A 25,221-nucleotide genomic window follows, 5' to 3' on the forward strand; every position below is an offset into this window, starting at 1 on the left:
GGGAGCGTGCGATGACCGACGTCGCCCTGATCGATGCCGGCGGCGCCAACCTCGGCTCGGTGCGCTACGCGCTGGAGCGTTTGGGCGTGGAAGCCAGGCTGGTGCGCGACGCGGCCGGGCTGCAGGGCGCGGACCGGGTGATCCTGCCCGGGGTCGGCGCCGCGCCGCATGCGATGGCGCGGCTGCGCGAGCAAGGCCTGATCGAACCGCTGCGAGCGCTCGAGGTGCCGCTGATCGGCATCTGCCTGGGCATGCAGCTGCTGTTCGAGCATTCCGAGGAAGGCGACGTCGATTGCCTGGGCCTGCTGACCGGCGTGGTCCGGCACATGCCGCCGGCGCTGGGCATCCGCATCCCGCACATGGGCTGGAACCGGCTGCTGCCGATGCGTGCCTCGCCGCTGCTTGAGGGTCTGCCGGACACTGCCACTGCGTACTTCGTGCATGGCTACGCCGCACCGGTCACCGCCGACACCGTGGCCGCCTGCGATCACGGCGGCCTGTTCACCGCGGTGGTGCAGCACGGCCGCCGCTGCGGCGCGCAGTTCCATCCCGAGCGCTCGGCCAGCACCGGCGCGCGCATCCTGCGCAACTTCCTCGAGACCGATTTTCCATGAGCTTCATCGTCTATCCCGCGCTGGACATCCGCGACGGCCGCGTGGTGCGGCTGGCGCAGGGCGATTACGCCCGCGAAACCCACTACGGCGACGATCCGCTGCCGCGCGCGCAGGCCTTCGCCGACGCCGGCGCAGGCTGGATGCACCTGGTGGACCTGGATGCGGCGCGCGCCGGCGGCTACACCCTGGCGCCGCTGTTGAGCCAGATCGGCGCCCAGACCGGGCTGCAGGTGCAGACCGGCGGCGGCGTGCGCTCGCGCGCCGACGTGCAGCGCATCCTCGACGCCGGTGCCGCGCGCGTGGTGATCGGCTCGCTGGCGGTGCGCGACCGCGAGTCGGTGCTGGAATGGCTGGCCGAGTTCGGCGCCGAGCGCATCACCGTGGCGCTGGACACGCGCCAGGACGCGCAGGGCGTGTGGCGGTTGCCGGTGCTGGGCTGGACCGAGACCTCCTCGTTGACTCTGGAAGCGCTGGCGGTCGACTACGCCGCGGCCGGGCTGAAACACCTGCTGTGCACCGACATCGCTCGTGACGGCATGCTGTCCGGGCCGAACCTGGAGCTGTATGCCTACCTGCGCCGGATCGCGCCGGGCGTGCACGTGCAGGCCTCCGGCGGCATCCGCGACGCCGCCGACGTGCGCGCCGCGCGCGAGGTCGGCTGCGCCGGTGCGGTGCTCGGCAAGTCGCTGCTGGAAGGGCGATTGCGCCTGGACGAGGCGCTGGCATGTTGAGCCGGCGCATCATCCCGTGCCTGGACGTGCGCGACGGCCGCGTGGTCAAGGGCGTCAAGTTCCGCGACCACGTCGACATGGGCGACATCGTCGAACTGGCCTTGCGCTACCGCGACCAGGGCGCCGACGAACTGGTGTTCTACGACATCGGCGCCAGCCCGGAAGGGCGCTCGGTCGACTACGCCTGGGTGGAACGGGTGGCGCGGCTGATCGACATCCCGTTCTGCGTGGCCGGCGGCATCCGCGACGTGGCCACCGCACGCGCGGTGCTGCATGCCGGCGCCGACAAGATCTCGATCAACTCGCCGGCACTGGAACGGCCGGCGCTGATCGCCGAACTGGCCGAAGCGTTCGGCGTGCAATGCGTGGTGGTCGGCATCGATTCGATCCGCGAGGACGACGGCCAGTGGCGCGTGCGCCGCTTCACCGGCGACCCGGACAAGACCCAGGCGCTGCGCGTGCGCACCGTGGACTGGGTGGTGGAGGCGCAGCAACTCGGCGCCGGCGAGATCGTGCTCAACTGCATGGACAACGACGGCGTGCGCCGCGGCTACGACATCGCACAGCTGTTCGAGGTGCGCTCGCTGTGCAAGGTGCCGCTGGTCGCCTCCGGCGGCGCCGGCGAGATGCAGCACTTCGCCGACGTGTTCGAACAGGCCGACGTGGACGGCGCGCTGGCCGCCAGCGTGTTCCACAGCGGCGCGATTCCGATTCCCGACCTCAAGCGCTTCCTGCGCCAACGACAGATCGAGGTGCGCGATGGCGCATGAGCACGAAACCGCCGCCGTGCCCGCGGATGCGGCGTTTGATTGGGACACGTTTGATTGGAGCACGCTGGACTGGAGCAAGGGCGATGGCCTGCTGCCGGTGGTGGTGCAGGACGCGGCCACGCTGCGCGTGCTGATGCTCGGCTACATGAATGCCGATGCCCTGGCCGCGACCCGCGCCAGCGGCAAGGTCACCTTCTACAGCCGCAGCAAGCAGCGCCTGTGGACCAAGGGCGAAAGCTCGGGCAACACGTTGGACCTGGTGTCGATCGAGACCGATTGCGACCGCGACACGCTGCTGGTGCTGGCGCATCCGCATGGCCCGACCTGCCACCTCGGCCGCAGCAGCTGCTTCCCGCAGGCGCCGGGCCAGTTCCTGGGCGCGCTCGACCGCCTGGTCGAACAACGCGAACGCGAGCGTCCGCCGGGCAGCTACACCACGCAATTGTTCGAGAAGGGCACCCGGCGTATTGCGCAGAAGGTCGGCGAGGAAGGCGTGGAGACCGCCTTGGCCGGCGTGGCGCAGGACGATGCAGCGCTGCTCGGCGAATCGGCCGACCTGCTGTACCACCTGACCGTGCTGTTGCGCGCGCGCGGCCTGGCGCTGGCCGACGCGGTCGCGGTGCTGGAGGCGCGGCACAAGTAGTCCGACGCGACGGCGGTCACCGTCGTGCCGTGGCGGGTGGCTACAATCGCGGCTTCTGTCGATTGCCGGATGTCCCGCATGCTGCTGCGCGCCGTAGTGCTTACCTGCCTGTTGACCGCCGCGGCGCCCGCGCTGGCGCAGCCGGCGACGATCAGCGGCAGCGTCTACCAGGAGCGCGACGGCCACGCGGGCCTCAGCAACGGCGAGCGCGGCATCGCCGGTGTGCAGGTCTCCGACGGCGTACACATCGTGCGCACCGATGCGCAGGGCCGCTACAGCCTGGCGGTGGAGCCGGGGCGCACGGTGTTCGTGATCAAGCCCGACGGCTACGCCTTCGCCAGCGCCGGCAACGGTTTGCCGGCCTACTGGCGGCATTACGCGCCGGCGGGATCGCCCAAGCTCAAGTATCCGGGCATCGCGCCGACCCACGGCGCCACCAGCGGCTGGGATTTCGCGCTGCGCGCGCAAGCGCCGGCGGCCAGCACCGAGGTGCTGGTGTTCGCCGACACCCAGACCGCCTCGGCGACCGATGTCGGTTACTACGCGCGCGACATCGTCGCGCCGTTACTCGGCAAGACCCGCGCGCGGCTGGGGACCACCCTGGGCGACGTGGTCAGCGACGACCTGTCGCTGTATCCGGCGCTGAATGCCGAAACCGCCAAGCTCGACGTGCCGTGGTTCCATGTGCCCGGCAACCACGATCTGAATTTCGATGCGGCCGACGATGCTGGCTCGCTGTCCAGCTGGCGCGCGATCTATGGCCCGGATACTTACGCGGTGGAAGAGGGCGGCGCCAGCTTCGTGTTCCTCGACGATGTGGTCTACCAGCCGCAGCAGAAACCCAATTACATCGGCGGCCTGCGCGAGGACCAGTTCGCGTTCCTGCAGGCCTACCTGGCCACGCTGCCAAAAGAGCGGTTGTTGGTGCTGGGCATGCATATCCCGCTATTCGACGCCGCGCCGGGCAAGGAGACCTTCCGCCATGCCGAACGCGCGCGCCTGTTCGCGTTGCTGCAACCGTTCGCGCACGTGCTGGTGCTCAGCGGCCACAGCCACACCCAGCGCCACTACTACCATGGTGCCGACGACGGCTGGCACGGCGCGCAGCCGCTGCATGAGTACAACGTGGGCGCGGCCTGCGGCGCGTTCTGGTCCGGGGCCAAGGATGCCGACGGTATTCCCGACGCGACGATGGCCGACGGCACCCCGAACGGCTATGCGCTGCTGACGCTGCAGCGCGATGGCCGCTACGCGCTGGCTTACCACGCCGCGCGCGCGGCCGACGATGCGCCGATGACCCTGCACGCGCCGAAGGCGCTGCGCCGCGGCGCCTATCCGGCCTGGGCGGTGTACGCGAACGTGTTCATGGGCCAGGACGACAGCCGCGTGGAATACCGCATCGACGATGGCGCGTGGAAACCGATGGCCCGCGTGCAGCAGCCTGATCCGGACCTGCTCGCCGAGAACGCACGCGACGATGCCGCCGAGACCCTGCGCGGCTACGACCGCTCGCCGGAAGCGACCCCGTCGCAGCACCTGTGGCGCGGAGCCTTGCCGACCGACCTGGGCGCCGGCGCGCACCGCATCGAAGTCCGTGCCTTCGACCGCTGGCGCGGCGAACAGCGCGCGAGCACCGGCTATCGCCTGCAGGACGCGACGCCCTGAGTACGCGCCGCGGGTCGGCGCGTTGATGCAACGGGCGCCTAGCCGCTGCAAGAAGCGGCGAACGGCGAACGGTCAGGCTTCCTGCGTCGGGACTGAAGTCCCTCCCACATTGCATCCAGGCCGCTGCTGCGCGCCCTTGTAGGAGCGGCTTCAGCCGCGACGAATGCGCCGGCAAACTGGTCGGCCCTGCAAGCGAACTGTCGGGGCTGAAGCCCCTCTTACAGTGCGCTCACGCTGGCTTTCTGCGCTTTCTGTAGGAGATGTCCCGATAACGACAAATGTGGCAGCGAGATGGGTGGCTTCGTCAGCTGTCGGGACTGAAGTCCCTCCACACTGCATCCAGCCCGCTACTGCGCGCCTTTGTAGGAGCGGCTTCAGCCGCGACGAATGCGTCGGCAAACTGGTCGGCTCCGCAAGCGAACTGCCGGGGCTGAAGCCCCTCCTACAGTTCACCAGGCTGGCTTGCCGCGAAATCCTGTGGGAACGACTTCATTCGCGACGAGCGCGAGTAGCAAACTCTTCAGAGCCCGTGGATTTGCCGGCACCGTTGAGCCAAGACACAAGACCAGCAAGTGGATTTTCCGAATCCCAAAAACAAAGACGCCTCCGCGCGGGAGGCTGTCGAAAGCGGGTGATCCTGGCTGGCGAGCGAAGGCGAGCGGGCGGAAGGATCGGGCGCAGCTGGCTGGCGTGAGGCTGGCGGGCTTGCTGCGAGGCCAAGTTTAGCGAGTGCCACGATTCGGCGATCAAACGCGACTCACTCTCATCTACGCAAGGCGACGCACACAAGACATGCGCTCGATGCCGCACTGCGTACTTGTCGGATCGTCTTGCGCGGCTGTCGTCGCGCGACGCCCATGATGGGTACGACCGCGGAGTGCGATGCCGATCACCACACTGAAGCTCCTCTCCCCCGCGACCGAAGGAAGTCCCCCGTGGGAGAGTGGGCGGAGCTGAGGGTCAGGGCGAAGTCACCTCATCATCCTTTCGAATGCTGTCGCGCGCGCACCGAACCTGCCGTCTCGGCTTCGTCGTCGGCATTCGGATCCGAAGTCTTGCCCGGCTTAGCTATTGCCCAGCCTTGCCGCCGGCCGCTGTGTCCGGCGTTGCTGTTGTCTCCGACTCCATCTCTGCATCAGGTTCCGCATAGGGATACGCCGGCGCCGCGACCGGCCGCAGCTGCGCACGCCAGCGCTGCAGCAGCGGCGCGATGCGCGCGCCGACGTACAGCTGCGGATACGACGGCGCTTCGCCTTCGGCCTGTTCGCGCGCGGTGATCTCGGCCGTGGCCAGGCGATAGCTCTCGACGAAATCGGTGGTGCGCGCCAGCGCGTCGATCAGCCAGGCGCGGCCGAAATAGGTCGCGCTGGCGGTGTTGCCGCAGCCGAACGAGGGCCGGTCGCGGCGCGCGGCGGTGATGATCAGGGTGTCCGGACTCTTCAGCTCTGGCACGAAGCCGCCCGAATAGCAGGCCGACAGCACGATCACCCGGTTGCGGATGCCGGCGTCGTCGAGCAGCCCGCGCAATTCCTTGGGCGTGATGGTGTCGTAGTCGGCGTCCTCGCCGGGGCCGAACTGCACATACAGTTCGTGCTGCTCGGTGCCGTGGCTGGTCAGGAACAGCAGCAGCGCGTCCTCGCGCCGGTCCATCAGCTTGCCGATGCGCTGCAGCGTGTCGGCCAGGTTGTCGTACGAGGCCTGCGGCGCGTAGGCCTGGGCGCCGAGATTGTCGGCGTGGTTGATCAGGGTGACGATGCGTCCCGCCGCGTCGAAGCGCTGCGCGAACAGCTGGTGCAGGTACTGGGTCTCGTTGCGGAACACGTCCTCGCTGGCGTCGCCGGCGAAGCCGACCACGTACAGGTCGGTGGTGCCCGGCCGCTGCGGCTGCAGCGCGGCCAGCGCCTTGCGCAGCTGCGCCTGGTCGATCGGATCGACCGGCGCCGCCGCATCGGCCTGCGCCTGTGCCGCGCCGGCATCCGGATGGCAGGCGGGCAGCAGCAGCGCCAGCAGCAGGGCCAGGGCCAGGCGGCGGTGCGGCACGCGGAGGCTGCGCAGGAACGAAGGCATGGGCGGCGGCTGCGGCGGAGAAAGGAGGCGGTCGCGTGCGGCGGCTGCCGCGGCGCTCAGAGCGCCAGCTCGGCGAAGCTCTCCACGCGCCGGTGGCCGTTGCAGGCATCGCCCAGGCGCGGTTCGGGATAGTCCTCGCGGCGATCGACCAGCACCGTGTCCAGCCCCGCCTCGCGCGCGGCATCGAGTTCGGCGACGACGTCGGACAGGAACACGATCTGCGCGGCCGGCACGCCGCTCGCCTCGGCGATGCGCACGTAACTGGCCGCTTCGCGCTTGGCGCCGACCTCGGTGTCGAACCAGCCGGAAAACAGCCCGGTCAGGTCGCCGGCGTCGCTATGGCCGAAGAACAGTTTCTGCGCCGGCACCGAGCCGGACGAGTACACGTACAGCGGGTGGCCGTCGGCATGCCAGCGGCGCAGCGCCGGCGCGGCGTCGGGGTAGATGTGCGCGGCGAAGTCGGCGTCGCGGTAGCCGGCCTCCCAGATCATGCCCTGCAACGCCTTCAGCGCGGTGTGCTTGCGGTCCTGGTCGATCCAGCCCTGCAGCGTCTCCACGATCACCGCATCGGTGCAGATGCCGCCGGATTCGGTCGCCACCGCGTCCAGCCACTGCCGCACCTGCGGTTGCTGGCCGTGTTCGCGCACGAACTCGGGCAGGGCGCGACGCGCGTAGGGGAACAGCACGTCCTTGACGAAGGAGATGCTGCTGGTGGTGCCTTCGATGTCGGTCAGGATCACGCGTGGGTTGCCCATCGCTCAGTTCGCCTCGCCGCGCAGCGCCGCTTCGTAGCGCGGGAAGCGCTGGGCGATGTCGGTGCCGGTGAAATGGCCGACCCAGCCGTCCGGCTCGGTGAAGAAGCGGATCGCGATGAAGCGCGGCTCCGGGCCCATGTCGAACCAGTGGTGGGTGCCGTCCGGCACCGCGATCAGATCGTTCTGCACGCATTCGATCTCGTAGACCTTGCCGTCCACGTGCAGGGTGAACAGGCCCGAGCCGGCGACGAAGAAGCGCACTTCGTCTTCCTTGTGGAAATGCTCCTCGAGGAACTTCCTGCGCATCTCCTCGCGCTGCGGATGGTCCGGGGCGATGCTGACCACGTCCACGGTCTTGAAGCCGTGCGCGGCCACCAGGCGGTCGATGTCGCTCTTGTAGGCGGTCATCACCGCTTCCGGGGTGGCGCCGGCCTCGATCGGCTGGTCGGCCTGCCAGCGCTCGAAGGTGACGCCGATCTTGCGCAGTTCGGCGGCGATCGCGTCGCCATCGCGGCTGTCGAACAGCGGCGCGTCGGGAGTGGTTTCGGCGAAGATGCGGAGTCGGCTCATGGCGGCGGGCGAGGGCGTCGTGGAGGGGAGGAAAAGGGTAGCAGCTGGCGGGTAAGCCGCCGTTGCGGCGCTGGAACGCTGTCGCGCCGGCGCTGTGCGCCGCGGCTCAGCTGGTGGCGCGCAGTTTGCGCAGTTCGAGTTCGCAATGCAGCAGGAACTCGATGGCTTCCAGGTGGCGGCGCGCCTCGGCCATGTCGCGGCCCCAGGCGTACAGGCCATGGCCGTCGATCAGGTAGCCCCACAGCGGCGCGCGGTCCAGCAGCGCGTCCACTTGCGCGGCCAGCACGGTCATGTCCTGGGTGTTGGCGAACACCGGCAACTCCACCGCGGTCTCGTGGGTCTGGTTGCCGTGCAGCGCCTTCAGCAATTCGTAGCCTTCCAGGCGCACGTGGCCGGCGCCGGCGTACAGCCGCGAGGCGATGGTCTGCACCGGCGAGTGCGTGTGCAGCACGCAGCCGATTTCCGGGAAGCGTCGGTACAGCTGGGTGTGCAGCAGGGTCTCGGCCGAGGGCCGGTGATCGCTGCCGACCGCCTTGCCGTCGAAGTCCACCACCATGATGTCGGCCTCGACCAGCCGACCCTTGTCGCGGCCGGACACGGTGATCGCGGCATGCGCGGCGTCGAGCCGGTGCGAGAAGTTGCTGCTGGTGGCCGGAGTCCAGCCGGCCGCCGACAGTTCGCGGATGTTGCCGATCAGCAGCTGGGCCAGCGTGCGCAGGCGTTCGGTATCGTAGGGCTGTGCGTTCATGCCCCTATTCTAGCGAGCCTGTGTGGCACGCAGACGGCTGTGGCGGAAGCCGTAGCCGAAATAGATCAGCAGGCCGAGCACGGTCCAGCCGGCCATCAGCAGCCAGTTGTGCGCGGTCATCGCCGACAGCAGCGCCATGCAGCTGAGCACCCCGGCGATGCAGATCGGCCAGGCGAACGGGATGCGGAACGGGCGCGGCAGGTCCGGCTGGGTGCGGCGCAGGATCAGCACTCCGGCGCAGACCGCGGCGAAGGCGATCAGCGTGCCCATCGAGGTCAGTTCGCCGAGCACGTCCAGCGGGAACAGCGCCGCCAGCAGCGCGATGCCGATGCCGGTGATCACCGTGTTGATGTGCGGGGTGCGGTACTTGGGATGGATCCGGGTGAACAGCGGCGGCAGCAGCCCGTCGCGGGCGATGATCATGAAGATCCGCGGCTGGCCGATGATCATCACCAGCACCACCGAGGACAGGCCGATCAGCGCGCCGACCTCGACCACCACCCGCAGCCACGCCAGCTGCGGATGCGCGGCCACCGCGGTCACCACCGGCTCGTCGGTGCCCAACTGGGTGTACGGCACCAGTCCGGTCATCACCGCCGCCATGGCGATGTACAGCACGGTGCAGATCACCAGCGACAGGATCATGCCGATCGGCAGGTCGCGCTGCGGGCGGTGCGATTCCTGCGCCGCCACCGACACCGCCTCGAAGCCGATGTAGGCGAAGAACACCATCGCCGCGCCGCGCAGCACGCCGTCCATGCCGTACTTGCCGGGGCCTTCGTTGGCCGGGATGAACGGGTGCCAGTTGGCCGTGTCCACGTACTTCCAGCCGACCGCGATGACCAGCAGGATCAGCCCGGTCTTCAGCACCACCATCGCCATGTTCATCGCCGAGGACTTGCGGATGCCGACGTAGCACAGCCAGGTCAGCAGCAGCACGATGCCGGCGGCGGGCAGGTTGGCGATCGCGCCGGTGCGCTGCAGCTTGCCGTCCAGCGGCGCGTTGACCAGCGCCGCGGGCAGGTGGATGCCGAAATGGTCGAGCAGGCTGAGGAAATAGCCGGTCCAGCTCACCGCCACCGCCGAGGCCGACACGCCGTATTCCAGCACCAGCATCCAGCCGATGAACCACGCCGCCAGCTCGCCGAAGGTGGCGTAGGTGTAGGTGTAGGCGCTGCCGGATACCGGCACCATCGCCGCGAACTCGGCGTAGGCCAGCGCGCAGAACGCGCAGCACAGCGCGGCCAGCACGAACGACAGCATGATCGCCGGGCCGGCATGGTTGGCCGCGGCCTGTCCGGTGATGACGAAGATGCCGCCGCCGATCACCGCGCCGATGCCCAGCGCAGTCAGGCCCCAGGGCCCGAGCGCACGCTGCAGGCCCAGGCCGCCGGCGTCCTCGTGGGCGGCATGGGGATGTTTGGTGGCCCAGAGTTGTTTGAACATGGAGCGATTCCAGCCTGGCGCTGCGCGCGATGGAAGAAGGAACGAACGCGAAGACCGGCGCGGGCGCCGGTCTTCGGGGGGAGAATCAGGCCTTTGTGGCCAGGCGGCTGTGGCGGATGCCGTAGCCGAAATAGATGAACAGGCCGATCACCGTCCAGCCGACGAATACCTTCCAGTGTTCCTGGAACGCCTGCAGGAACAGGAACAGGCAGGCCAGCGCGCCGAGCGGGCAGATCACCATCGCCAGCGGCACGCGGAACGGGCGCGGCAGGTCGGGCTTGGTGAAGCGCAGCACCATCACCCCGATGCAGACCGTGGCGAAGGCGAGCAGGGTGCCCATCGACACCAGTTCGCCGAGCACGTCCAGCGGGATCAGCCCAGCCAGCAGCGCGGCGACCACGCCGACGAAGATGGTGCCGACGTAGGGCGTGTGGAACTTGCGGTGGACCTTGCCGAACAGCTTCGGCAGCAGGCCGTCGCGCGACATGGTGTAGAAGATGCGCGGCTGCGCCATCAGCATCACCAGCACCACCGAGGACAGGCCGGCGATCGCGCCGATCTCCACCGCGGTCTTCAGCCAGGCCAGGCTCGGGTAGTGTTCCAGCGCGGTGGCCACCGGCTTGGCGGTGCCAAGTTGGGTGTAGGGCAGCAGGCCGGTCAGCACCGCGCAGACGATGATGTAGATGACCGTGCACACCGCCAGCGACACCAGGATGCCGATCGGCATGTTGCGCTGCGGATCCTTGGTTTCGCCGGCCGAGGTGGAGACCGCGTCGAAGCCGATGTAGGAGAAGAACACGATCGAGGCGGCGCGGAAGATGCCGCTCCAGCCGAACTGGCCCGGCCCGGTGTTCTCGGGAATGAACGGATGCCAGTTGGCCGGATCGACGTGGGACACGCCGAAGCCGACGAACAGGCAGATCACCAGCACCTTGATCGCCACCACGATGGCGTTGACGAACGCCGACTGGGTGACGCCGACGTAGCACAGCGCGCTGACCGCGACCACGATCAGCACCGCCGGCAGATTGACGATGCTGCCGGAGGCGACGAAGGTGTGGCCGGTCCAGGCCAGCGGCGCGCCGGCCAGTTCGGCCGGGAACGGCAGCCCCAGGGTGCCGGTGAGGAAACTGATCAGGTAGGCCGACCAGCCGACCGCGACGCTCGAGCCGGCGAATAGGTATTCCAGCACCAGGCACCAGCCGATGAACCAGGCCACGCCTTCGCCCAGGGTGGTGTAGGAATAGGAATAGGCGCTGCCGGAGACCGGCATCATCGCCGCGAACTCGGCGTAGCACAGGCCGGCGAAGGCGCAGGCGATGCCGGCGAACACGAACGACAGCATCACCGCCGGTCCGGCGTGGTTGGCCGCGGCCTGGCCGGTCAGCACGAAGATGCCCGCGCCGATCACCGCACCGATGCCGAGCATGATCAGATGCTTGGCGGTGAGGGTCCGTTTCAGCGTGGCTTCGCCTTCCAGGCTGCCTTCGAACGGTTCGCCGGCATCGACGTGCCCGGCCGGTTCGATCGGCTTGACCCTCAACAGAGACTTCAGCATGCGGTGGATCCCCTGGGTGGCGAGCGGGGCTGTCGTGCCCCGGTAAAGATGGTGCGCTAGGCCCAAGCAGGCCACGCAAGCGTCGTACCATGCCAAAGCCGGACGGCCGCCACAAGCCGCGCCGCACCGTCGGCGGCGATAATGGCGGTCCCTGATTGCGAGAACCGCCCATGCCGGACCTTTCCCTGCGCCGCCAGTTGCAGGCCTATACCGCCCGTTGGCCGCAGGAGGCCGAGCTTGCCGCGCAATTCCTGGCGTTGCTGGACGATGCGCAGGACCCGTTCGTGCGCGAACGCCTGGATGGCCATTTCACCGGTTCGGCCTGGCTGGTCAGCGCCGACGGCACCCGCACCCTGCTGACCCACCACCGCAAGCTGCAGCGTTGGCTGCAGCTGGGCGGGCATGCCGACGGCGACCGCGACCTGGCGCTGGTGGCGCTGAAAGAAGCCGAGGAGGAATCCGGGCTGCCCGGCCTGGCGCTGGAGGACGGCGTACTGTTCGACCTGGACCGGCACTGGATCCCCGAGCGCCAGGACGTGCCGGGGCACTGGCATTTCGACGCGCGCTACGTGGTGCGCGCCGGCGCCGACGAGGCGTTCGCGGTCAGCGCCGAATCGCTGGCCCTGGCCTGGCGCCCGATCGCCGAACTGCTGGCCGAACCGGACCTGGATCCGTCGCTGCGGCGCATGGCCGGCAAGTGGCTGGCGCACGGCGGCAGCTGATGCGCCGGCGCCGGGCGCTGCCGGACCGGCTTGCGCGGGCGCCGAGCGTCCGTTGGCTGGGCGGGCATGGCGGGATTGGGTACCCTTGGGCGCCCATTGCCTGTCCATGCCCATGTCCCGCACCGCTGCTTCGTTCACCTATCGCCTGGCGTTCCGCCCGGTCGACGACCGGATGGATTCGGCCGAACTGGCGCGCACCGTGCAACGGGCGCTGCTGGCGTTGAGCGGGCCGCCGCATGGCGTGGCGATCGTCAGCCTGCAGCGCCCGCCGCGCGAGGACGGCGACGGCCTGTACATGGAGGCGGTCACCACCGGCCCGGAGCGGTGGTATTTGAAGGCCGACGACTATCTGTTGAGCGAGGGGTTGCGCGGCGAGTTGCAGCCCTGAGGGGCGGGGATTCGGGATTTGGGATTGGGGATTCGCAAGAGCGTGTGCCGCGTGATCCACTTTACCGCGCTTGATTCAAGCCTTCGCACCCGCGCGCGTTTGCGTCGTAGCCGCAAAACACTCCAAGCCCGATCGCAGTCGGAGAAGGGGCTCGCCAGCGCCGCCGCTGTTCCGGGTCCCCGGTCCCGAGTTCCGCTCAGTAAAGGATGCGCGTGCGTAGCGTGCCGGCGATCTGTCCCAGCTCGTCCTTCAGCACCGCCGCCAGTTCTTCGCTGGCGGCGACGTCGATCACCACGTAGCCGACCTTGGGGTCGGTGCGCAGGAACTGGCCGTCGATGTTGACGTTGTGGCGCGAGAACAGTTCGTTGATCTGCGACAGCACGCCCGGCACGTTGCGGTGGATGTGCAGCAGGCGCAGGCTCTCGGCGTGCTCGGGTAGGGTGACCTCGGGGAAGTTCACCGCCGACAGGGTGCTGCCGTTGTCGCTGTAGCGCACCAGCTTGGCCGCCACTTCCACGCCGATGTTGTCCTGCGCTTCCAGCGTGCTGCCGCCCACGTGCGGGGTCAGGATCACGTTGTCGTGCGCGGCCAGCGGCGATTCGAATACGTCGCCGTTGCCCTTGGGCTCGACCGGGAACACGTCCACCGCCGCGCCGCCGATGTGACCGGAGGTCAATGCCGCGTCCAGCGCGGCGATGTCGATCACGGTGCCGCGCGAGGCATTGATCAGGTGCGCGCCGGGCTTCATCTGCGCGATCTGCGCTGCGCCGATCATGTCCTTGGTCGCTGCGGTTTCCGGCACATGCAAGGTCACCACGTCCGAGCGCGTCAGCAGGTCGTCCAGGTCGGTCGCCGCGCGCGCGTTGCCCAGCGACAGCTTGGCCTCGATGTCGTGGAAGATCACCTGCATGCCCAGCGATTCGGCCAGCACGCCGACCTGGGTGCCGATATGCCCGTAGCCGACGATGCCCAGCACCTTGCCGCGGGTCTCGTGGCTACCGGTGGCCGATTTCGACCAGCCGCCGCGGTGGCATTCGGCGTTCTTCTGCGGAATGCCGCGCAGCAGCAGGATCGCCTCGGCGATGACCAGCTCGGCGACGCTGCGGGTATTGGAGTAGGGCGCGTTGAACACCGGGATGCCGGCCAGCTCGGCCGCGTCCAGGTCCACCTGGTTGGTGCCGATGCAGAAGCAGCCGACCGCGATCAGGCGCTTGGCCTGCGCCAGCACCTCGGCGCTGAGCTGGGTGCGCGAGCGGATGCCGACGATGTGCGCCTCGGCGATGCGCGCCTTCAGTTCCTCTTCCGGCAGCGACTTGGCGTGCAGTTCGATCTGCGAGTAGCCGGCGGCGCGGAACACGTCGATGGCGGTCTGGCTGATGCCTTCGAGCAGCAGGACGCGGATGTCCTGCTTCGGAAACGAGGTTTTCTTGGGCGACATTGCGGCGGCGAGGCGAAGCGAAAGGGTCGGTCACTATGCCAGATGCGTCCGCGCTTTGGTGCGTCGCAATAGGACGCCGGGGTCGTGCAAACGCAACGCCGGCAAAGGTTTCAGTTGCATCGATGTTTGGGCGGGGATTCGGGATTCGAGATTCGGGGATGGCGCCCAGACGTTCGCCCGTTTCGTGGATCAGCCCCCAATCCCAATCCCCAATCACTGGTTCCGCGCCCAACTGGACGCCGCCGCACAACGCTGGCACGCTTGAACGCTTGCCTTCGCCCCGACCCTGAGCCGATGACCGACCCGCGCCTGGACGCCCTTACGCACTCCGTTCCCGGACTGCGCCTGAAGACCGACCCCGCCGACCTGGAGCACTACGGCCGCGACTGGACCCGGCGCTGGACGCCGGCGCCGCTGGCGATCGCGCTGCCGGCCACGGTGGACGAGGTGCAGGCGGTGCTGCGCTGGGCCAACGACCATGCGGTGGCGGTGGTGCCCTCCGGTGGCCGCACCGGCCTGTCCGGCGGCGCGGTGGCCGCGCACGGCGAACTGGTGCTGAGCCTGGAGCGGATGAACAAGGCGCTGGCGTTCGATGCGGTCGATCGCACCCTCACCGTGCAGGCCGGCATGCCGCTGGAGGCCGTGCACAACGCGGCGCGCGAGCACGGGCTGGTGTATCCGGTGGATTTTGCCGCGCGCGGCTCGTGTTCGATCGGCGGCAACATCGCCACCAATGCCGGCGGCATCCGCGTGATCCGCTACGGCAATACCCGCGAATGGATCGCCGGGCTCAAGGTGGTGACCGGCAGCGGTGAGCTGCTCGAACTCAACCGCGGGCTGATCAAGAATTCCAGCGGCTACGATTTCCGCCAGCTGCTGATCGGCTCCGAAGGCACCCTCGGCATCGTCGTGGAGGCCACGCTGCGGCTGACCGATCCGCCGCCGCCGAGCAACGTGATGCTGCTGGCGCTGCCGTCGTTCGAAGTGCTGATGCAGGTGTTCGCCGCGTTCCGCGGCCGCCTGCAGTTGGAGGCGTTCGAATTCTTCACCGACCGCGCGCTGGAACATGTGCTGGCGCATGGCGCGCAGGCGCCGTTCGACACGGTCTATCCGTATTACGTGGTCACCGAGTACGCCAGCGGCGACGAGGCGCAGGAAGCCGCGGCGCTGGCCGCGTTCGAGGCGTGCATGGAGCAGGGCTGGGTGCTGGACGGGGTGATCAGCCAGAGCGATGCGCAGGCGGCGCAGCTGTGGCGCCTTCGCGAAGGCATCACCGAGGCGGTGGCGCGCTACAAGCCGTATAAGAACGACGTGTCGGTGCGGATCTCGGCGATGCCAGCGTTCCTGGCGCAGACCCAGGCCCTGCTCGGCGAAGCCTATCCGCAGTTCGACGTGGTCTGGTTCGGCCATATCGGCGACGGCAACCTGCACATCAATGTGCTCAAGCCCGACGCCAGCGCCGACGCCGACTTCATCGCCGCCTGCGAACAGGTCACCAAGCTGCTGGCGCAGGTGCTGGCCGAGCATGGCGGCAGCATCTCCGCCGAACACGGCATCGGCCTGGTCAAGAAGCCGTATCTGGAGAGCACCCGCAGCGCCGAGGAGATCGCGCTGATGCGCGCGGTCAAGCGCGTGTTCGATCCGGCAGGGCTGCTCAATCCGGGCAAGCTGTTCGATCCCTGAGCCGCGCGCACGCCGTGCAGGCATGCGCGCGGCGTCGATGCTCGCGCTTGCGGCGGCGGCCGGCTAGGCTATGCCGACGCGGCCATGGCCGCTTCTCTATTCCCGATCCCGTTGGAACCGATGCGATGAACCGAGTGACCGCGCGCTGCGCCCTGTTGTTGATCCTGTCCGTCCCCGCGTTCGCGCAGGCTTCCAGCTTCGCCGGCAGTTCCGCCGGTTCCGCCTCGGCCGGTTCTGCCGGCAGTTCCGCGTCTTCGGACAGCAGCTCCGGCGACGACAAACTGGTGCTGCAGGCGCGCGACGACGCGGCCGGTTTCGTCGCCAGTGCCGGCCGCATCCGCGGCGTGCAACTGGAGGCGGCGCTGCGCGTGCTGCGCGAGCGCAACCCGCAGGCGCAGCAGGCCAGCGACCTGCAACTGGCGCAGGCCATCCTGGCGCTGTGATGCCGCGCCGGCGGCTGCGCCGGCTGGCGTGGCTGGCGCTGCTTGGGTTGGCGTGCGCACTGCCTGCGCAGGCAGTGCGGTTGCAGGTCGATGCGGGCGGATTGAGCGCTTCCGAACGCGCGGCCAGCCAGGCCCTGCTCGACGCGACGCTGCCGAAGCTGCCGCCGGCCTGGAGCGCGGCGATCGCGACGCCGCTGACGCTGCAATGGCGCGACGACCTGCCCGAACAGGTGCACGGCAGGGCGCAGGCGCGGCACCTGCTGTTGAACAAGGCCCTGCTGCGCGCGTGGATGGCGCAGCCTGCCGCCGGTGCCGCCGACGATGGCGCAGCGGACCCGGCGAGGCGGCCGGCGGTCGCCGCACTGCTGCACGAACTGGCGCATTTCTACGACCGCTCCGCGGCGGGCCAGCTATCGTCGGATCCGCGCCTGCTGGATCTGGCCGGCTGGCAGGTCAGTCCGATGCGGCTGGGCCTGCGCGTGGGTCGCAATGCCTTCAGCGAGCGCAGCCCGGACCGGTACGAACTTGAGTCGCCGACGGAATTCGTCGCGGTCAATCTGGAACATTTCCTGCTGGATCCCGACTACGCGTGCCGGCGCCCGGCGCTGGCGCGGTATTTCGCGCAGCGCCTGGCCTGGTCGCCGCCGGCGACGGCGTGCGCGCCCGGCATGGCCTATCTGCAGGATCCGCTGGCCGACGAGGCGGCGCTGCTGCAACTGGATCCGGCGCGGGTCTACGCGATCGACTACCTGCTGGCCGAGGGCAACGCGCAGCCGATGAGCCATTGGGGCCACAGCATGCTGCGGCTGGTGATCTGCGCGCCGGGACGCGCGCCCGGTCCCGACTGCCGCCTGGACCTGGCGTATCACAAGGTGCTGTCGTTCCGCGCGTTCGTCGACGACGTGCAGATCTCCAACATGCGCGGCCTGGTCGGTTCGTATCCGTCGCGGCTGTTCGTGCTGCCGCTGCGCCAGGTGGTGGACGACTACACCCAGGTGCAGCTGCGCGGCCTGCAGTCGATTCCGCTGCGGCTGAGCGCGGACGAGCGCGTGGCGCTGCTGGAGCGCGCCGCGCAGCTGCACTGGAGCTACGACGGGCGCTATTACTTTCTCAGCAACAACTGCGCGGTGGAAACCTACAAGCTGCTGCACGACGGCGTGCCGCGGCTGGCCGGCGCGCGCCTGGCCGGGATCAGCCCGACCGGCCTGCTGCGCCGCCTGGCCCGCGCCGGCATCGCCGACACCGCGGTGCTGGACGATGCGGACGCCGCCACGCGCCAGGGCTACTACTTCGCGCCGGCGAGCGCGCACTACGCGGCGATGTTCGCGGTCGCGCGCGCGCAGCTGGCATTGCCGGCGCGCAGCGTGGAAACCTGGCTGGACCTGCCGGCGGCGCAGCGCGCGCCCTGGCTGCAGCGCGGCGACCTGCGCGCCAGCGCCGCACTTTTGTTGCTTGAGAACGCCGCGCGCCGGCGCCAGGAGCAGCGCGGCCGCGATGCCTTGAAGCGGCGTTATCTGGCCAGGGCGCATCTGCCTGCGTCTGCGCCTGCGTCTGCCGATGCCGGTTCCGGAGTCGACGCCGGAGCAGGAGCAGGGGCCGGTACTGGCGCTGGTGCTGGTGCTGATGCCGGTGATGGTGATGGTGATGGCACCACGGTCGCCGACGCGACGGATGCCCAGACCCAGGATGCCGCTGCCGCAGTTCGCGCGATGTTGGCGCAGCAAGGTCTGTTGAGCCAACCGTCGACGCTGCTGCAGGGCCAGCCCGGCTATGGGTTGCCGCAGGCGCAGGAGCGCGCATGGTTGCAGCGTCAGGGACAAGCGCGGATCGACGCACTGCGCAGCGACGGCGTCGCGCTGCAGGCGCGCCTGCATGCCTTGCTGCCGCCACCGCTGCGCGCGGAGCTGCAGCAGATCGATGCGAACCTGGCGACGCTGGGCGCGCGGCTGCGCGATCTCAACCGCGACAGCGGCGGACTGCAGCTGGTTTCGCCTTCAGTGTTGCAGCCTGCCGGCAAGCAATGATGGGGAGGCGGTTCGATCGCGACAGCAATTGCTTGAGCGTCGGATTCGCGGGACTTGCCCATCTGGAAAAGGTCGCGCGATGGAATTCGCTCCTGCATGACGGAGTTGCGGCCATTCAGGACATCGGCTAGCAGCCAACTGTCAGCCGTGACCAAAAGCCGCTGGTGTCTTGATTGGACGAGGCGCTTCGCTCCCGACCCTCACCCCAACCCCTCTCCCGGTGGGAGAGGGGCTAAAAGCGCAGTTCCCTTCTCCCATCGGGAGAAGGTGCCCCGAAGGGGCGGATGAGGGTACGGGCGAAGCCTCGCGCGATCGAACATCACGAGGGCGCCGCAGCGAAAGATGAGGGTAGGGGCAAAGCCTCGTTCAATCGAACATCGCGAGCCGACCACGATGAAGACTCAGGAGCGCAAGTAACACGCGTCCCGCTGCCGCCACTCCGCCACTGCTACGGCAAATCCAGACCCACGTCTTCGCCATAGCGATCCAGCCAGGCATCGCGCACCGGATCCTGCCGATACTTCGCGCGCAGCCTGGCCCAGGTCGCCTCGTTGCCGTCGCAGTACTTCGCCATCGCCTTGTCCAGCTCGCTGCGTCGCGCCGCATCGTAGGGTTCCTCCCCGGCGAAGTGGTTGCACACGTCCTGGCGCGCGACGAACGCACGGATCTCCTGCGGCAGCGCGCAGAAGCCGGCGTGGTGCTCGGGATCCACCTCCTCCGGGATCGTGCAGGCGGCCGCGCCCTGCTCCGCGGCCGCGGGCTTGGCCGCGGCCAGGCCGGGCAGGATCAGCAGCGTCGCCAGTACGAGGGTGCAGCGCGCACGCATCGGATCAGTCCGCGCGCCCGGCGAACTCGCCGGTGGTGGTGTTGACCAGCACGCGCTCGCCGTTGCCGATGTACTCCGGCACCATGATCTCCAGCCCGGTATTGAGCTTGGCTGGCTTCGGCCGCTTGGTCGCGGTGCCGCCTTTCAGCTCCGGCGGGGTTTCGATCACTTCCAGGGTCACGCTCTGCGGCAACTGCACCGCCACCGGCTGGTCGTCGATGACCTGCACGTAGATGCCGGTCAGGCCCTCGGTGATGTAGCCGGCGTCGTCGCCGATCACGTCGGCATCGAGCGTGTACGGGGTGTAGTCCTCGTCGTCCAGGAACACGAACGCCTCGCCGTCCTTGTACGAGAAGGTGGCCTGGTGCCGGCTCAGCTCGACTTCGCGCAGGTCGTCGTCGCCGTCGAAGCTGGCATCGAGCTTGTTGCCGCCCGGCACGCTGTACATCACGAAACGGAAGCGCACATTGCCGCCGCGGCCCTGCGGCGAGCTGCGCTCGATGTCGCGGATCTGATAGACGCCGTTGTTGTACTCGACGACGTTGCCTTTCTTGATTTCGTTGGCTTTCATGGGTTGGGAGCCGGGATTGGGGATTGGAGATTCGGGATTGGTAAAGAGCAGGCGGGGAGCGAAGGGGGCGGGGCGCTTTTGCGAATCCCCAATCCCGAATCACGAATCCCGGCTATTTAGGCGCCAAGCGTACCGCGCCGTCGAGGCGGATGACCTCGCCGTTGAGATAGCGGTTGCGCAGCAGGAACATCACCGTGTCGGCGAATTCCTCGGGGCGGCCGAGCCGCGGCGGGAACGGGATCGATGCGGCCAGCGACTGCTGCACCGCCTCGGGCATTCCGTCCACCATCGGGGTCCAGAAGATGCCCGGGGCGATGGTGTTGACGCGGATGCCGAAGCGCGCCAGTTCGCGTGCAATCGGCAGGGTCATCGCCACCACGCCGCCCTTGGACGCGGCATACGCGGCTTGGCCGATCTGGCCTTCGTAGGCGGCGACGCTGGCGGTGTTGACGATCGCGCCGCGTTCGCCGTCCTCGCCCGGCGGGTTGTGTTGCATCAAGTCGGCGGCGGCCTTGGCGACGTTGAAGCTGCCGACCAGGTTGACCATCACCGTGCCCTGGAACGTGGCCAGCGGCATCGGCGCCTCCTTGCCGAGCACGCGGCCGGCGCCGAGGATGCCGGCGCAGTTGATCGCGGCGTTGAGCCCTCCGAGGAAGTCGCGCGCCGCGCCGAGCTGCGTTGCCACCTGCGCCTCGTCGCTGACGTCGGTGCGGAAATAGCGCGCCTGCGCGGTGCCGAGCGCGGCGACCGCGGCCGCGCCCTTGTCGTCGTTGAGGTCGAACAGCGCGACCTTGCCGCCGTCGGCGACGATGCGCTGCGCGACCGCCAGGCCGAGGCCGGAAACGCCGCCGGTGACGACCGCGCGGATATCGGCAAGTTGCATGGTGTTCCCTCCCAGGAAAGCGCGCATTTTAGCCGAGGCGCGCGTTTCGGTGGTTCAGCCGCCGCGCGAATCCGCCCGGCGATCGTGCCGATCTGCAGCGACGCCGGACGATGCGGGCAGGACCGACGCGGTGCGGCTGGCCGCTGCCGCGCCGCTCGCGGCACGCGTGGCCGTTGCGTTCACGCCGCCGCCAGCGCCTGGCCGGCCTTGCTGCCGGTGCGACGGCCGAGTTTCTGCGCCAGCCAGTGTCCGGTCGCGGCCAAGACCTGCAGGTCGATGCCGGTGGCCACGCCATTGCCGTGCAACAGGTAGACCACGTCCTCGCTGGCCACGTTGCCGCTGGCGCCCCTGGCGTACGGACAGCCGCCGGCGCCGGACACCGCCGCATCGACCACGCGCACGCCTTCCTCCAGGCACGCGGCGATATTGGCCAGGGCCTGGCCGTAGGTGTCGTGGAAATGCACCGCCAGCGCCGCCATCGGCAGTTCGGCGGCGACCGCGCGCAGCATCGCCCGCGCCTTGCCCGGGGTGCCGACGCCGATGGTGTCGCCCAGCGAGATCTCGTAGCAGCCCATGGCGTGCAGCTGCCGCGCCACCCGCACCACATCGGCCAGCGGCACCGCGCCCTGATAGGGGCAACCGAGCACGGTGGAGACGTAGCCGCGCACCTTGATCCCGTCCGCCGCCGCGCGCGCCAGCACCGGCGCGAAGCGCGCCAGCGATTCGTCGATGCCGGCATTGGTGTTGGTGCGGTTGAAGGTTTCCGAGGCGGCGGTGAACACCGCGATCTCGCGCACGCCGACCGCTGCGGCGCGCTCGTAGCCCTGCAGGTTCGGCACCAGCACCGGGTAGTCCACGCCCGGCGCCGGCACGATGCCGGCGTAGACCTCGGCCGCGTCGGCCAGCTGCGGCACCCATTTGGGGCTGACGAAACTGGTCGCCTCGATGCTGCGCAGGCCGGTGCGCGACAGCCGCGCGATCAGCTCGATCTTGTCGGCGGTGGCGACCCAGGCCTTCTCGTTCTGCAGGCCGTCGCGCGGTCCCACTTCTACCAGGCGGACGAAGTCGCTCATCGGCGGCACCTGCAGCGCGTCGCGCAAGCGGGCGCGATCGGCAGAGGCCGCGCGGGGCAAGGCGGAAACGGCGAATTGGCGGTCACATGCATTCCTTGGAGTGGACGGCTGCGCGCCGTCGCCGAGCGGCGCAGGCCGCCGCCCGCGCGAAGTGCGATCGTCAGTGCAGGGCGCCGCTCAGGCGCTCGCCGGCCGCTGGCAGACCGCTTCGATGTTGTGCCCATCCGGATCCAGCAGGAAGGCGCCGTAGTAGTTGGGGTGGTAATGCGGCCGCAGCCCGGGCGCGCCATTGTCGCGACCGCCGGCGGCGAGCCCGGCGCGATGGAAGGCATCCACCTGGGCTCGGTCGGCGGCGACGAAGGCCAGATGCAATCCGCCGCCGGTAGCCGTGGCGCCATCGGTGAGCCAGACGCTGGGCTTGCCGTCGCGGCCGAAACCGATGTGGCGGCGATCGCCGCTCTGCTCGGCGCTCACCTCCATCACGATGTCCAGCCCGAGCGCGGTCAGCGCGGCGCGGTAGAACGCCAGGCTGCGCTCCAGCTCGACGCAGCGCAGGCCGATGTGATCGAGCGGGCTCACCAGAATCCCAGCCAGTTGGGGTCGCGCTTGTCCAGGAACGCGCTCAGACCTTCCTGGCCTTCGGCCGAGACCCGCAGCCGCGCGATCAGCGCCGCGTTGTCGCGGTCCAGCGTGGCGTTGTCGCCGCCGGCGGCGACCCGGCGCACCAGTGCCTTGGCCCCGGCGGCGGCGAGCGGGCCGGCCTGGCCGAGCAGCTCCACCTGGCGCTGCACCGCCGCGTCCAGCGCGGTCGGCGCCACCGTCTGGTGCACCAGGCCGATCTGGGTGGCGGTGGCCGCATCGAACGCTTCGGCGCTGGCAAACCAGCGCCGCGCCTGGCGCGCGCCGATCGCGGCGATCACATATGGCGAAATCACCGCCGGCAACAGGCCCAGGCGGCTCTCGCTGAGTCCGAAGCGGGCATCGGTGGAGGCCACGGCGATGTCGCAGCAGGCGACCAGGCCGACCGCGCCGCCGAACGTGGCGCCATGCACCCGCGCCACGGTCGGCTTGGGCAGTTCGTCCAGGGTGCGCATCAGCTGCGCCAGCGCCAGCGCATCGGCCAGGTTCTCCGCCTCGCTGGCGCTGGCCATCGAGCGCATCCATTGCAGGTCGGCGCCGGCCGAGAACGCGGCGCCGGCGCCGGCCAGCACCACCACCTTGACCTTCGGATCGGCGCCGATCTGCTGCAGCGCTTCGGTCAGCCGCGCGATCAGCGCGGCGTCGAACGCGTTGCGCACGTCCGGTCGGTTCAGCCGCAGCGTCAGGACCTTGCCTGAGCGCTCCAGCAGCAATGCATCGCTCATCGGCAGTTCTCGTACGGAGGGATAACGGCAGCCATATGGGAATCATAGCGGGCCGCGCCGGCCACGCCATGACGCACTGCGACGGTGCTACAATTGATAACCATTCTTATTCGACGGAACGTTCCGTGACGTTGTCCGATATGCCGTTGCGCAGCACCGCCACCGTGGAGACCGTGCACGACCGCCAGCCCAACGACGCCATCGCGCGCCGCCTGCGCGAGCTGGGTTTCGTCGCGGGTGAGCAGGTGCAGGTGCTGGCCAGCGGCCCGGTCGGCGGCGAGCCGTTGCTGGTGCAGGTCGGCTATACCCGTTTCGCCCTGCGCCGCAGCGAAGCGGCGCGGGTGCAGGTCAGCGTCGTTGCCGCCACCGAGGCGCAGTCATGAGCGCGGAGGCCGTTCCGCTGCGCCTGGCCCTGGTCGGCAATCCGAACTGCGGCAAGACCGCGCTGTTCAACCAGCTCACCGGCAGCAAGCAGAAAGTGGCCAACTACGCTGGCGTGACCGTCGAGCGCAAGGAAGGCCGCTTCCGCGCGCCGTCCGGGCGCGACTTCGCGGTGCTCGACCTGCCGGGCGCCTACAGCCTGCAGCCGGCCAGCCTGGACGAGGCGATCACCCGCGACCTGTGCCGCGGCTTCTATCCGGGCGAGCCGGCGCCGGACGTGCTGGTGTGCGTGGTCGACGCCACCAACCTGCGCCTGCACCTGCGTTTCGTGCTGGAGCTGCGCGAACTGGGCAAGCCGATGCTGGTGGCGCTGAACATGGTCGACGCCGCGCAGCGCCGCGGCATCCAGATCGACCGCCAGGCGCTGGAAGATGCGCTCGGCGTGCCGGTGATCGAGACCGTGGCGGTGCGCCGCAACGGCGCCAAGGCCCTGGTCGAGCGGCTCGACGCGCTGGCCCCGGCGTTGCCGCCGGCGGTGGCGCCGGCCGAAGGGCAGGGCGACTACCATCAGCAGGTGCGGCGCATCCTCGCCGCCGCGGTGTCGATGCCGACCCGCACCTCGCGCATCGACGACGCGCTGGACCGCTGGCTGCTGCACCCGGTTGCCGGGCTGCTGACCCTGGCGCTGGTGATGTTCCTGATCTTCCAGGCGGTGTACGCCTGGGCGGCGCCGTTGATGGACCTGATCGACGGCGGCAGCAAGGCGCTCGGCGCCTGGGTCGGCAGCACCTTGCCGGAGGGTCCGCTCAACAGCTTGCTGGTCAACGGCATCATCGCCGGCCTCGGCGGGGTGGTGATCTTCCTGCCGCAGATCCTGATCCTGTTCGCCTTCATCCTGGCGCTGGAGGAATCCGGCTACCTGCCGCGCGCGGCGTTCCTGCTCGACCGCATGATGGCCGCGGCCGGACTGTCGGGGCGTTCGTTCATCCCGCTGCTGTCCAGCTTCGCCTGCGCGGTGCCCGGCATCATGTCCACGCGCAGCATCCAGGATCCGCGCGACCGCCTGGCCACGATCCTGGTCGCGCCGTTGATGACCTGCTCGGCGCGCTTGCCGGTGTACGCGCTGCTGATCGGCGCGTTCATCCCGCAGAAAAAGGTCTGGGGTGTGTTCAACCAGCAGGGCCTGGTGCTGTTCGGGCTGTATTTCGCCGCGATCGCTAGCGCGCTGGCGGTATCGTGGACGATGAAGAAGTGGCGCCGCGACAAGGGCGAGCACCCGCTGCTGCTGGAGCTGCCCTCGTACCGCGTGCCGCACCTGCGCGACCTGGCGCTGGGCCTGTGGGAGCGCGCGGCGATCTTCCTCAAGCGCGTCGGCGGCATCATCCTGGCGCTGACCATCCTGCTGTGGTTCCTGCTGTCGTTCCCGGCCGCGCCGGCCAACGCCACGCTGCCGGCGATCGACTACAGCTTCGCCGGCCGCATCGGCCATGCGATGACCACGGTGTTCGCGCCGCTGGGCTTCAACTGGCAGATCTGCATCGCGCTGATCCCCGGCCTGGCCGCACGCGAAGTGGCGGTGGCGTCGCTGGCGACGGTGTACGCGCTGGCGGCGGCCGACGACGATGCCGCCGCGCAGGCGCTGTCGCCGCTGATCCACAATGGCTGGTCGCTGGCCACCGCGCTGTCGCTGTTGGTCTGGTACATCTATGCGCCGATGTGCATTTCCACCCTGGCCACGATCAAGCGCGAGACCAACTCGTGGAAGCAGATGAGCTTCGCCGCGTTCTACCTGTTCGCGCTGGCGTATCTGGCCTCGCTGGTCACCTACCAGGTCGCGGCGGCGCTGGGAGCCGGCTGA

General features: G+C 69.3%; 25 protein-coding genes. 12 read left to right on the top strand and 13 right to left on the bottom strand.

What is annotated here, in order from left to right:
* Positions 1 to 11: 11 nt before the first annotated feature.
* From hisH to HEP75_RS11250, 5 genes are all read left to right on the top strand, one after another.
* The gene (hisH, locus tag HEP75_RS11230; RefSeq protein ID WP_185823600.1) at positions 12 to 614 is read left to right on the top strand and encodes an imidazole glycerol phosphate synthase subunit HisH; all 603 of its coding nucleotides are present in this window, start codon (positions 12 to 14) and stop codon (positions 612 to 614) included.
* Positions 611 to 1,345 (top strand): 1-(5-phosphoribosyl)-5-[(5-phosphoribosylamino)methylideneamino]imidazole-4-carboxamide isomerase, encoded by a 735-nt coding sequence (hisA, locus tag HEP75_RS11235; RefSeq protein ID WP_185823601.1) that lies wholly within the window; start codon positions 611 to 613, stop codon positions 1,343 to 1,345. Before hisH ends, hisA begins: the two co-directional genes overlap by 4 nt.
* Positions 1,339 to 2,115, top strand: coding sequence for an imidazole glycerol phosphate synthase subunit HisF (hisF, locus tag HEP75_RS11240; protein WP_185823602.1), 777 nt, complete (start codon positions 1,339 to 1,341; stop codon positions 2,113 to 2,115). The genes hisA and hisF overlap by 7 nt, the downstream gene beginning before the upstream one ends.
* Positions 2,105 to 2,758, top strand: coding sequence for a bifunctional phosphoribosyl-AMP cyclohydrolase/phosphoribosyl-ATP diphosphatase HisIE (gene hisIE / locus HEP75_RS11245; RefSeq protein ID WP_255423827.1), 654 nt, complete (start codon positions 2,105 to 2,107; stop codon positions 2,756 to 2,758). The genes hisF and hisIE overlap by 11 nt, the downstream gene beginning before the upstream one ends.
* 78 nt (positions 2,759 to 2,836) lie before the next feature.
* Positions 2,837 to 4,423: a calcineurin-like phosphoesterase family protein gene (locus HEP75_RS11250; RefSeq protein WP_185826574.1), complete on the top strand. Its 1,587-nt coding sequence runs from the start codon at positions 2,837 to 2,839 to the stop codon at positions 4,421 to 4,423.
* Between the two features lie 1,068 nt (positions 4,424 to 5,491).
* Here HEP75_RS11250 and HEP75_RS11255 read toward each other — a convergent pair.
* The 6 genes from HEP75_RS11255 to HEP75_RS11280 form a co-directional block, all read right to left on the bottom strand.
* Positions 5,492 to 6,490: a C13 family peptidase gene (locus HEP75_RS11255; RefSeq protein ID WP_185823603.1), complete on the bottom strand. Its 999-nt coding sequence runs from the start codon at positions 6,488 to 6,490 to the stop codon at positions 5,492 to 5,494.
* Between the two features lie 56 nt (positions 6,491 to 6,546).
* Positions 6,547 to 7,245, bottom strand: coding sequence for an acireductone synthase (gene mtnC, locus HEP75_RS11260; protein WP_185823604.1), 699 nt, complete (start codon positions 7,243 to 7,245; stop codon positions 6,547 to 6,549).
* Between the two features lie 3 nt (positions 7,246 to 7,248).
* On the bottom strand, positions 7,249 to 7,815 hold the full coding sequence (locus HEP75_RS11265; RefSeq protein ID WP_185823605.1) for an acireductone dioxygenase: 567 nt from the start codon (positions 7,813 to 7,815) through the stop codon (positions 7,249 to 7,251).
* A 106-nt stretch (positions 7,816 to 7,921) separates the two neighbouring features.
* On the bottom strand, positions 7,922 to 8,563 hold the full coding sequence (locus HEP75_RS11270) for a methylthioribulose 1-phosphate dehydratase (protein WP_185823606.1): 642 nt from the start codon (positions 8,561 to 8,563) through the stop codon (positions 7,922 to 7,924).
* Between the two features lie 9 nt (positions 8,564 to 8,572).
* Positions 8,573 to 10,009: an amino acid permease gene (locus tag HEP75_RS11275; RefSeq protein WP_185823607.1), complete on the bottom strand. Its 1,437-nt coding sequence runs from the start codon at positions 10,007 to 10,009 to the stop codon at positions 8,573 to 8,575.
* A gap of 85 nt (positions 10,010 to 10,094) precedes the next feature.
* On the bottom strand, positions 10,095 to 11,567 hold the full coding sequence (locus tag HEP75_RS11280) for an amino acid permease (RefSeq protein WP_185812993.1): 1,473 nt from the start codon (positions 11,565 to 11,567) through the stop codon (positions 10,095 to 10,097).
* A gap of 170 nt (positions 11,568 to 11,737) precedes the next feature.
* Here HEP75_RS11280 and HEP75_RS11285 point away from each other — a divergent pair, with 170 nt between their 5' ends.
* The gene (locus HEP75_RS11285) at positions 11,738 to 12,289 is read left to right on the top strand and encodes an NUDIX hydrolase (RefSeq protein ID WP_185823608.1); all 552 of its coding nucleotides are present in this window, start codon (positions 11,738 to 11,740) and stop codon (positions 12,287 to 12,289) included.
* A gap of 106 nt (positions 12,290 to 12,395) precedes the next feature.
* Complete coding sequence (locus tag HEP75_RS11290; RefSeq protein ID WP_011036994.1) at positions 12,396 to 12,677, top strand: hypothetical protein; 282 nt, start codon at positions 12,396 to 12,398, stop codon at positions 12,675 to 12,677.
* A gap of 196 nt (positions 12,678 to 12,873) precedes the next feature.
* On the opposite strand, the gene serA is transcribed toward HEP75_RS11290, so the two are convergent.
* Complete coding sequence (serA, locus tag HEP75_RS11295; RefSeq protein WP_185823609.1) at positions 12,874 to 14,115, bottom strand: phosphoglycerate dehydrogenase; 1,242 nt, start codon at positions 14,113 to 14,115, stop codon at positions 12,874 to 12,876.
* Between the two features lie 294 nt (positions 14,116 to 14,409).
* Between serA and HEP75_RS11300 the strand changes: the two genes are divergently transcribed.
* The 3 genes from HEP75_RS11300 (at position 14,410) to HEP75_RS11310 (ending at position 18,265) form a co-directional block, all read left to right on the top strand.
* Positions 14,410 to 15,798 (top strand): FAD-binding oxidoreductase, encoded by a 1,389-nt coding sequence (locus tag HEP75_RS11300; protein ID WP_185823610.1) that lies wholly within the window; start codon positions 14,410 to 14,412, stop codon positions 15,796 to 15,798.
* Between the two features lie 125 nt (positions 15,799 to 15,923).
* The gene (locus HEP75_RS11305) at positions 15,924 to 16,241 is read left to right on the top strand and encodes a DUF2388 domain-containing protein (RefSeq protein ID WP_185812989.1); all 318 of its coding nucleotides are present in this window, start codon (positions 15,924 to 15,926) and stop codon (positions 16,239 to 16,241) included.
* Positions 16,241 to 18,265: a DUF4105 domain-containing protein gene (locus HEP75_RS11310; protein ID WP_255423828.1), complete on the top strand. Its 2,025-nt coding sequence runs from the start codon at positions 16,241 to 16,243 to the stop codon at positions 18,263 to 18,265. Before HEP75_RS11305 ends, HEP75_RS11310 begins: the two co-directional genes overlap by 1 nt.
* A gap of 448 nt (positions 18,266 to 18,713) precedes the next feature.
* Here the strand turns inward: HEP75_RS11310 and HEP75_RS11315 are convergent, their stop codons facing one another.
* From HEP75_RS11315 to HEP75_RS11340, 6 genes are all read right to left on the bottom strand, one after another.
* Positions 18,714 to 19,091, bottom strand: a complete 378-nt coding sequence (locus tag HEP75_RS11315; RefSeq protein ID WP_185823612.1) for a hypothetical protein — start codon at positions 19,089 to 19,091, stop codon at positions 18,714 to 18,716.
* 4 nt (positions 19,092 to 19,095) lie between these two features.
* Entirely contained in the window at positions 19,096 to 19,662 is a 567-nt protein-coding gene (gene yeiP / locus HEP75_RS11320; protein WP_185823613.1) for an elongation factor P-like protein YeiP, read from the bottom strand.
* Positions 19,663 to 19,774: 112 nt separating this feature from the next.
* Complete coding sequence (locus HEP75_RS11325) at positions 19,775 to 20,545, bottom strand: SDR family oxidoreductase (RefSeq protein WP_185823614.1); 771 nt, start codon at positions 20,543 to 20,545, stop codon at positions 19,775 to 19,777.
* Between the two features lie 179 nt (positions 20,546 to 20,724).
* Positions 20,725 to 21,618 carry a hydroxymethylglutaryl-CoA lyase gene (locus HEP75_RS11330; RefSeq protein WP_185823615.1) on the bottom strand — a complete coding sequence of 298 codons (894 nt, stop codon included), beginning with the start codon at positions 21,616 to 21,618 and terminating at the stop codon, positions 20,725 to 20,727.
* 177 nt (positions 21,619 to 21,795) lie between these two features.
* Positions 21,796 to 22,197 carry a VOC family protein gene (locus HEP75_RS11335; protein ID WP_185823616.1) on the bottom strand — a complete coding sequence of 134 codons (402 nt, stop codon included), beginning with the start codon at positions 22,195 to 22,197 and terminating at the stop codon, positions 21,796 to 21,798.
* A complete protein-coding gene (locus tag HEP75_RS11340) occupies positions 22,194 to 22,982 on the bottom strand; it encodes an enoyl-CoA hydratase-related protein (protein ID WP_185823617.1) in 789 nt (262 codons plus the stop codon). The genes HEP75_RS11335 and HEP75_RS11340 overlap by 4 nt, the downstream gene beginning before the upstream one ends.
* Before the next feature lie 125 nt (positions 22,983 to 23,107).
* Between HEP75_RS11340 and HEP75_RS11345 the strand changes: the two genes are divergently transcribed.
* Together HEP75_RS11345 and HEP75_RS11350 are read left to right on the top strand one after the other, a co-directional pair.
* Positions 23,108 to 23,365 (top strand): FeoA family protein, encoded by a 258-nt coding sequence (locus tag HEP75_RS11345; protein WP_221899259.1) that lies wholly within the window; start codon positions 23,108 to 23,110, stop codon positions 23,363 to 23,365.
* The gene (locus HEP75_RS11350; protein WP_185823618.1) at positions 23,362 to 25,221 is read left to right on the top strand and encodes a ferrous iron transporter B; all 1,860 of its coding nucleotides are present in this window, start codon (positions 23,362 to 23,364) and stop codon (positions 25,219 to 25,221) included. The genes HEP75_RS11345 and HEP75_RS11350 overlap by 4 nt, the downstream gene beginning before the upstream one ends.

Origin of the sequence: Xanthomonas sp. SI (assembly GCF_014236855.1) — a bacterium.
Taxonomy (GTDB): Bacteria; Pseudomonadota; Gammaproteobacteria; order Xanthomonadales; family Xanthomonadaceae; genus Xanthomonas_A.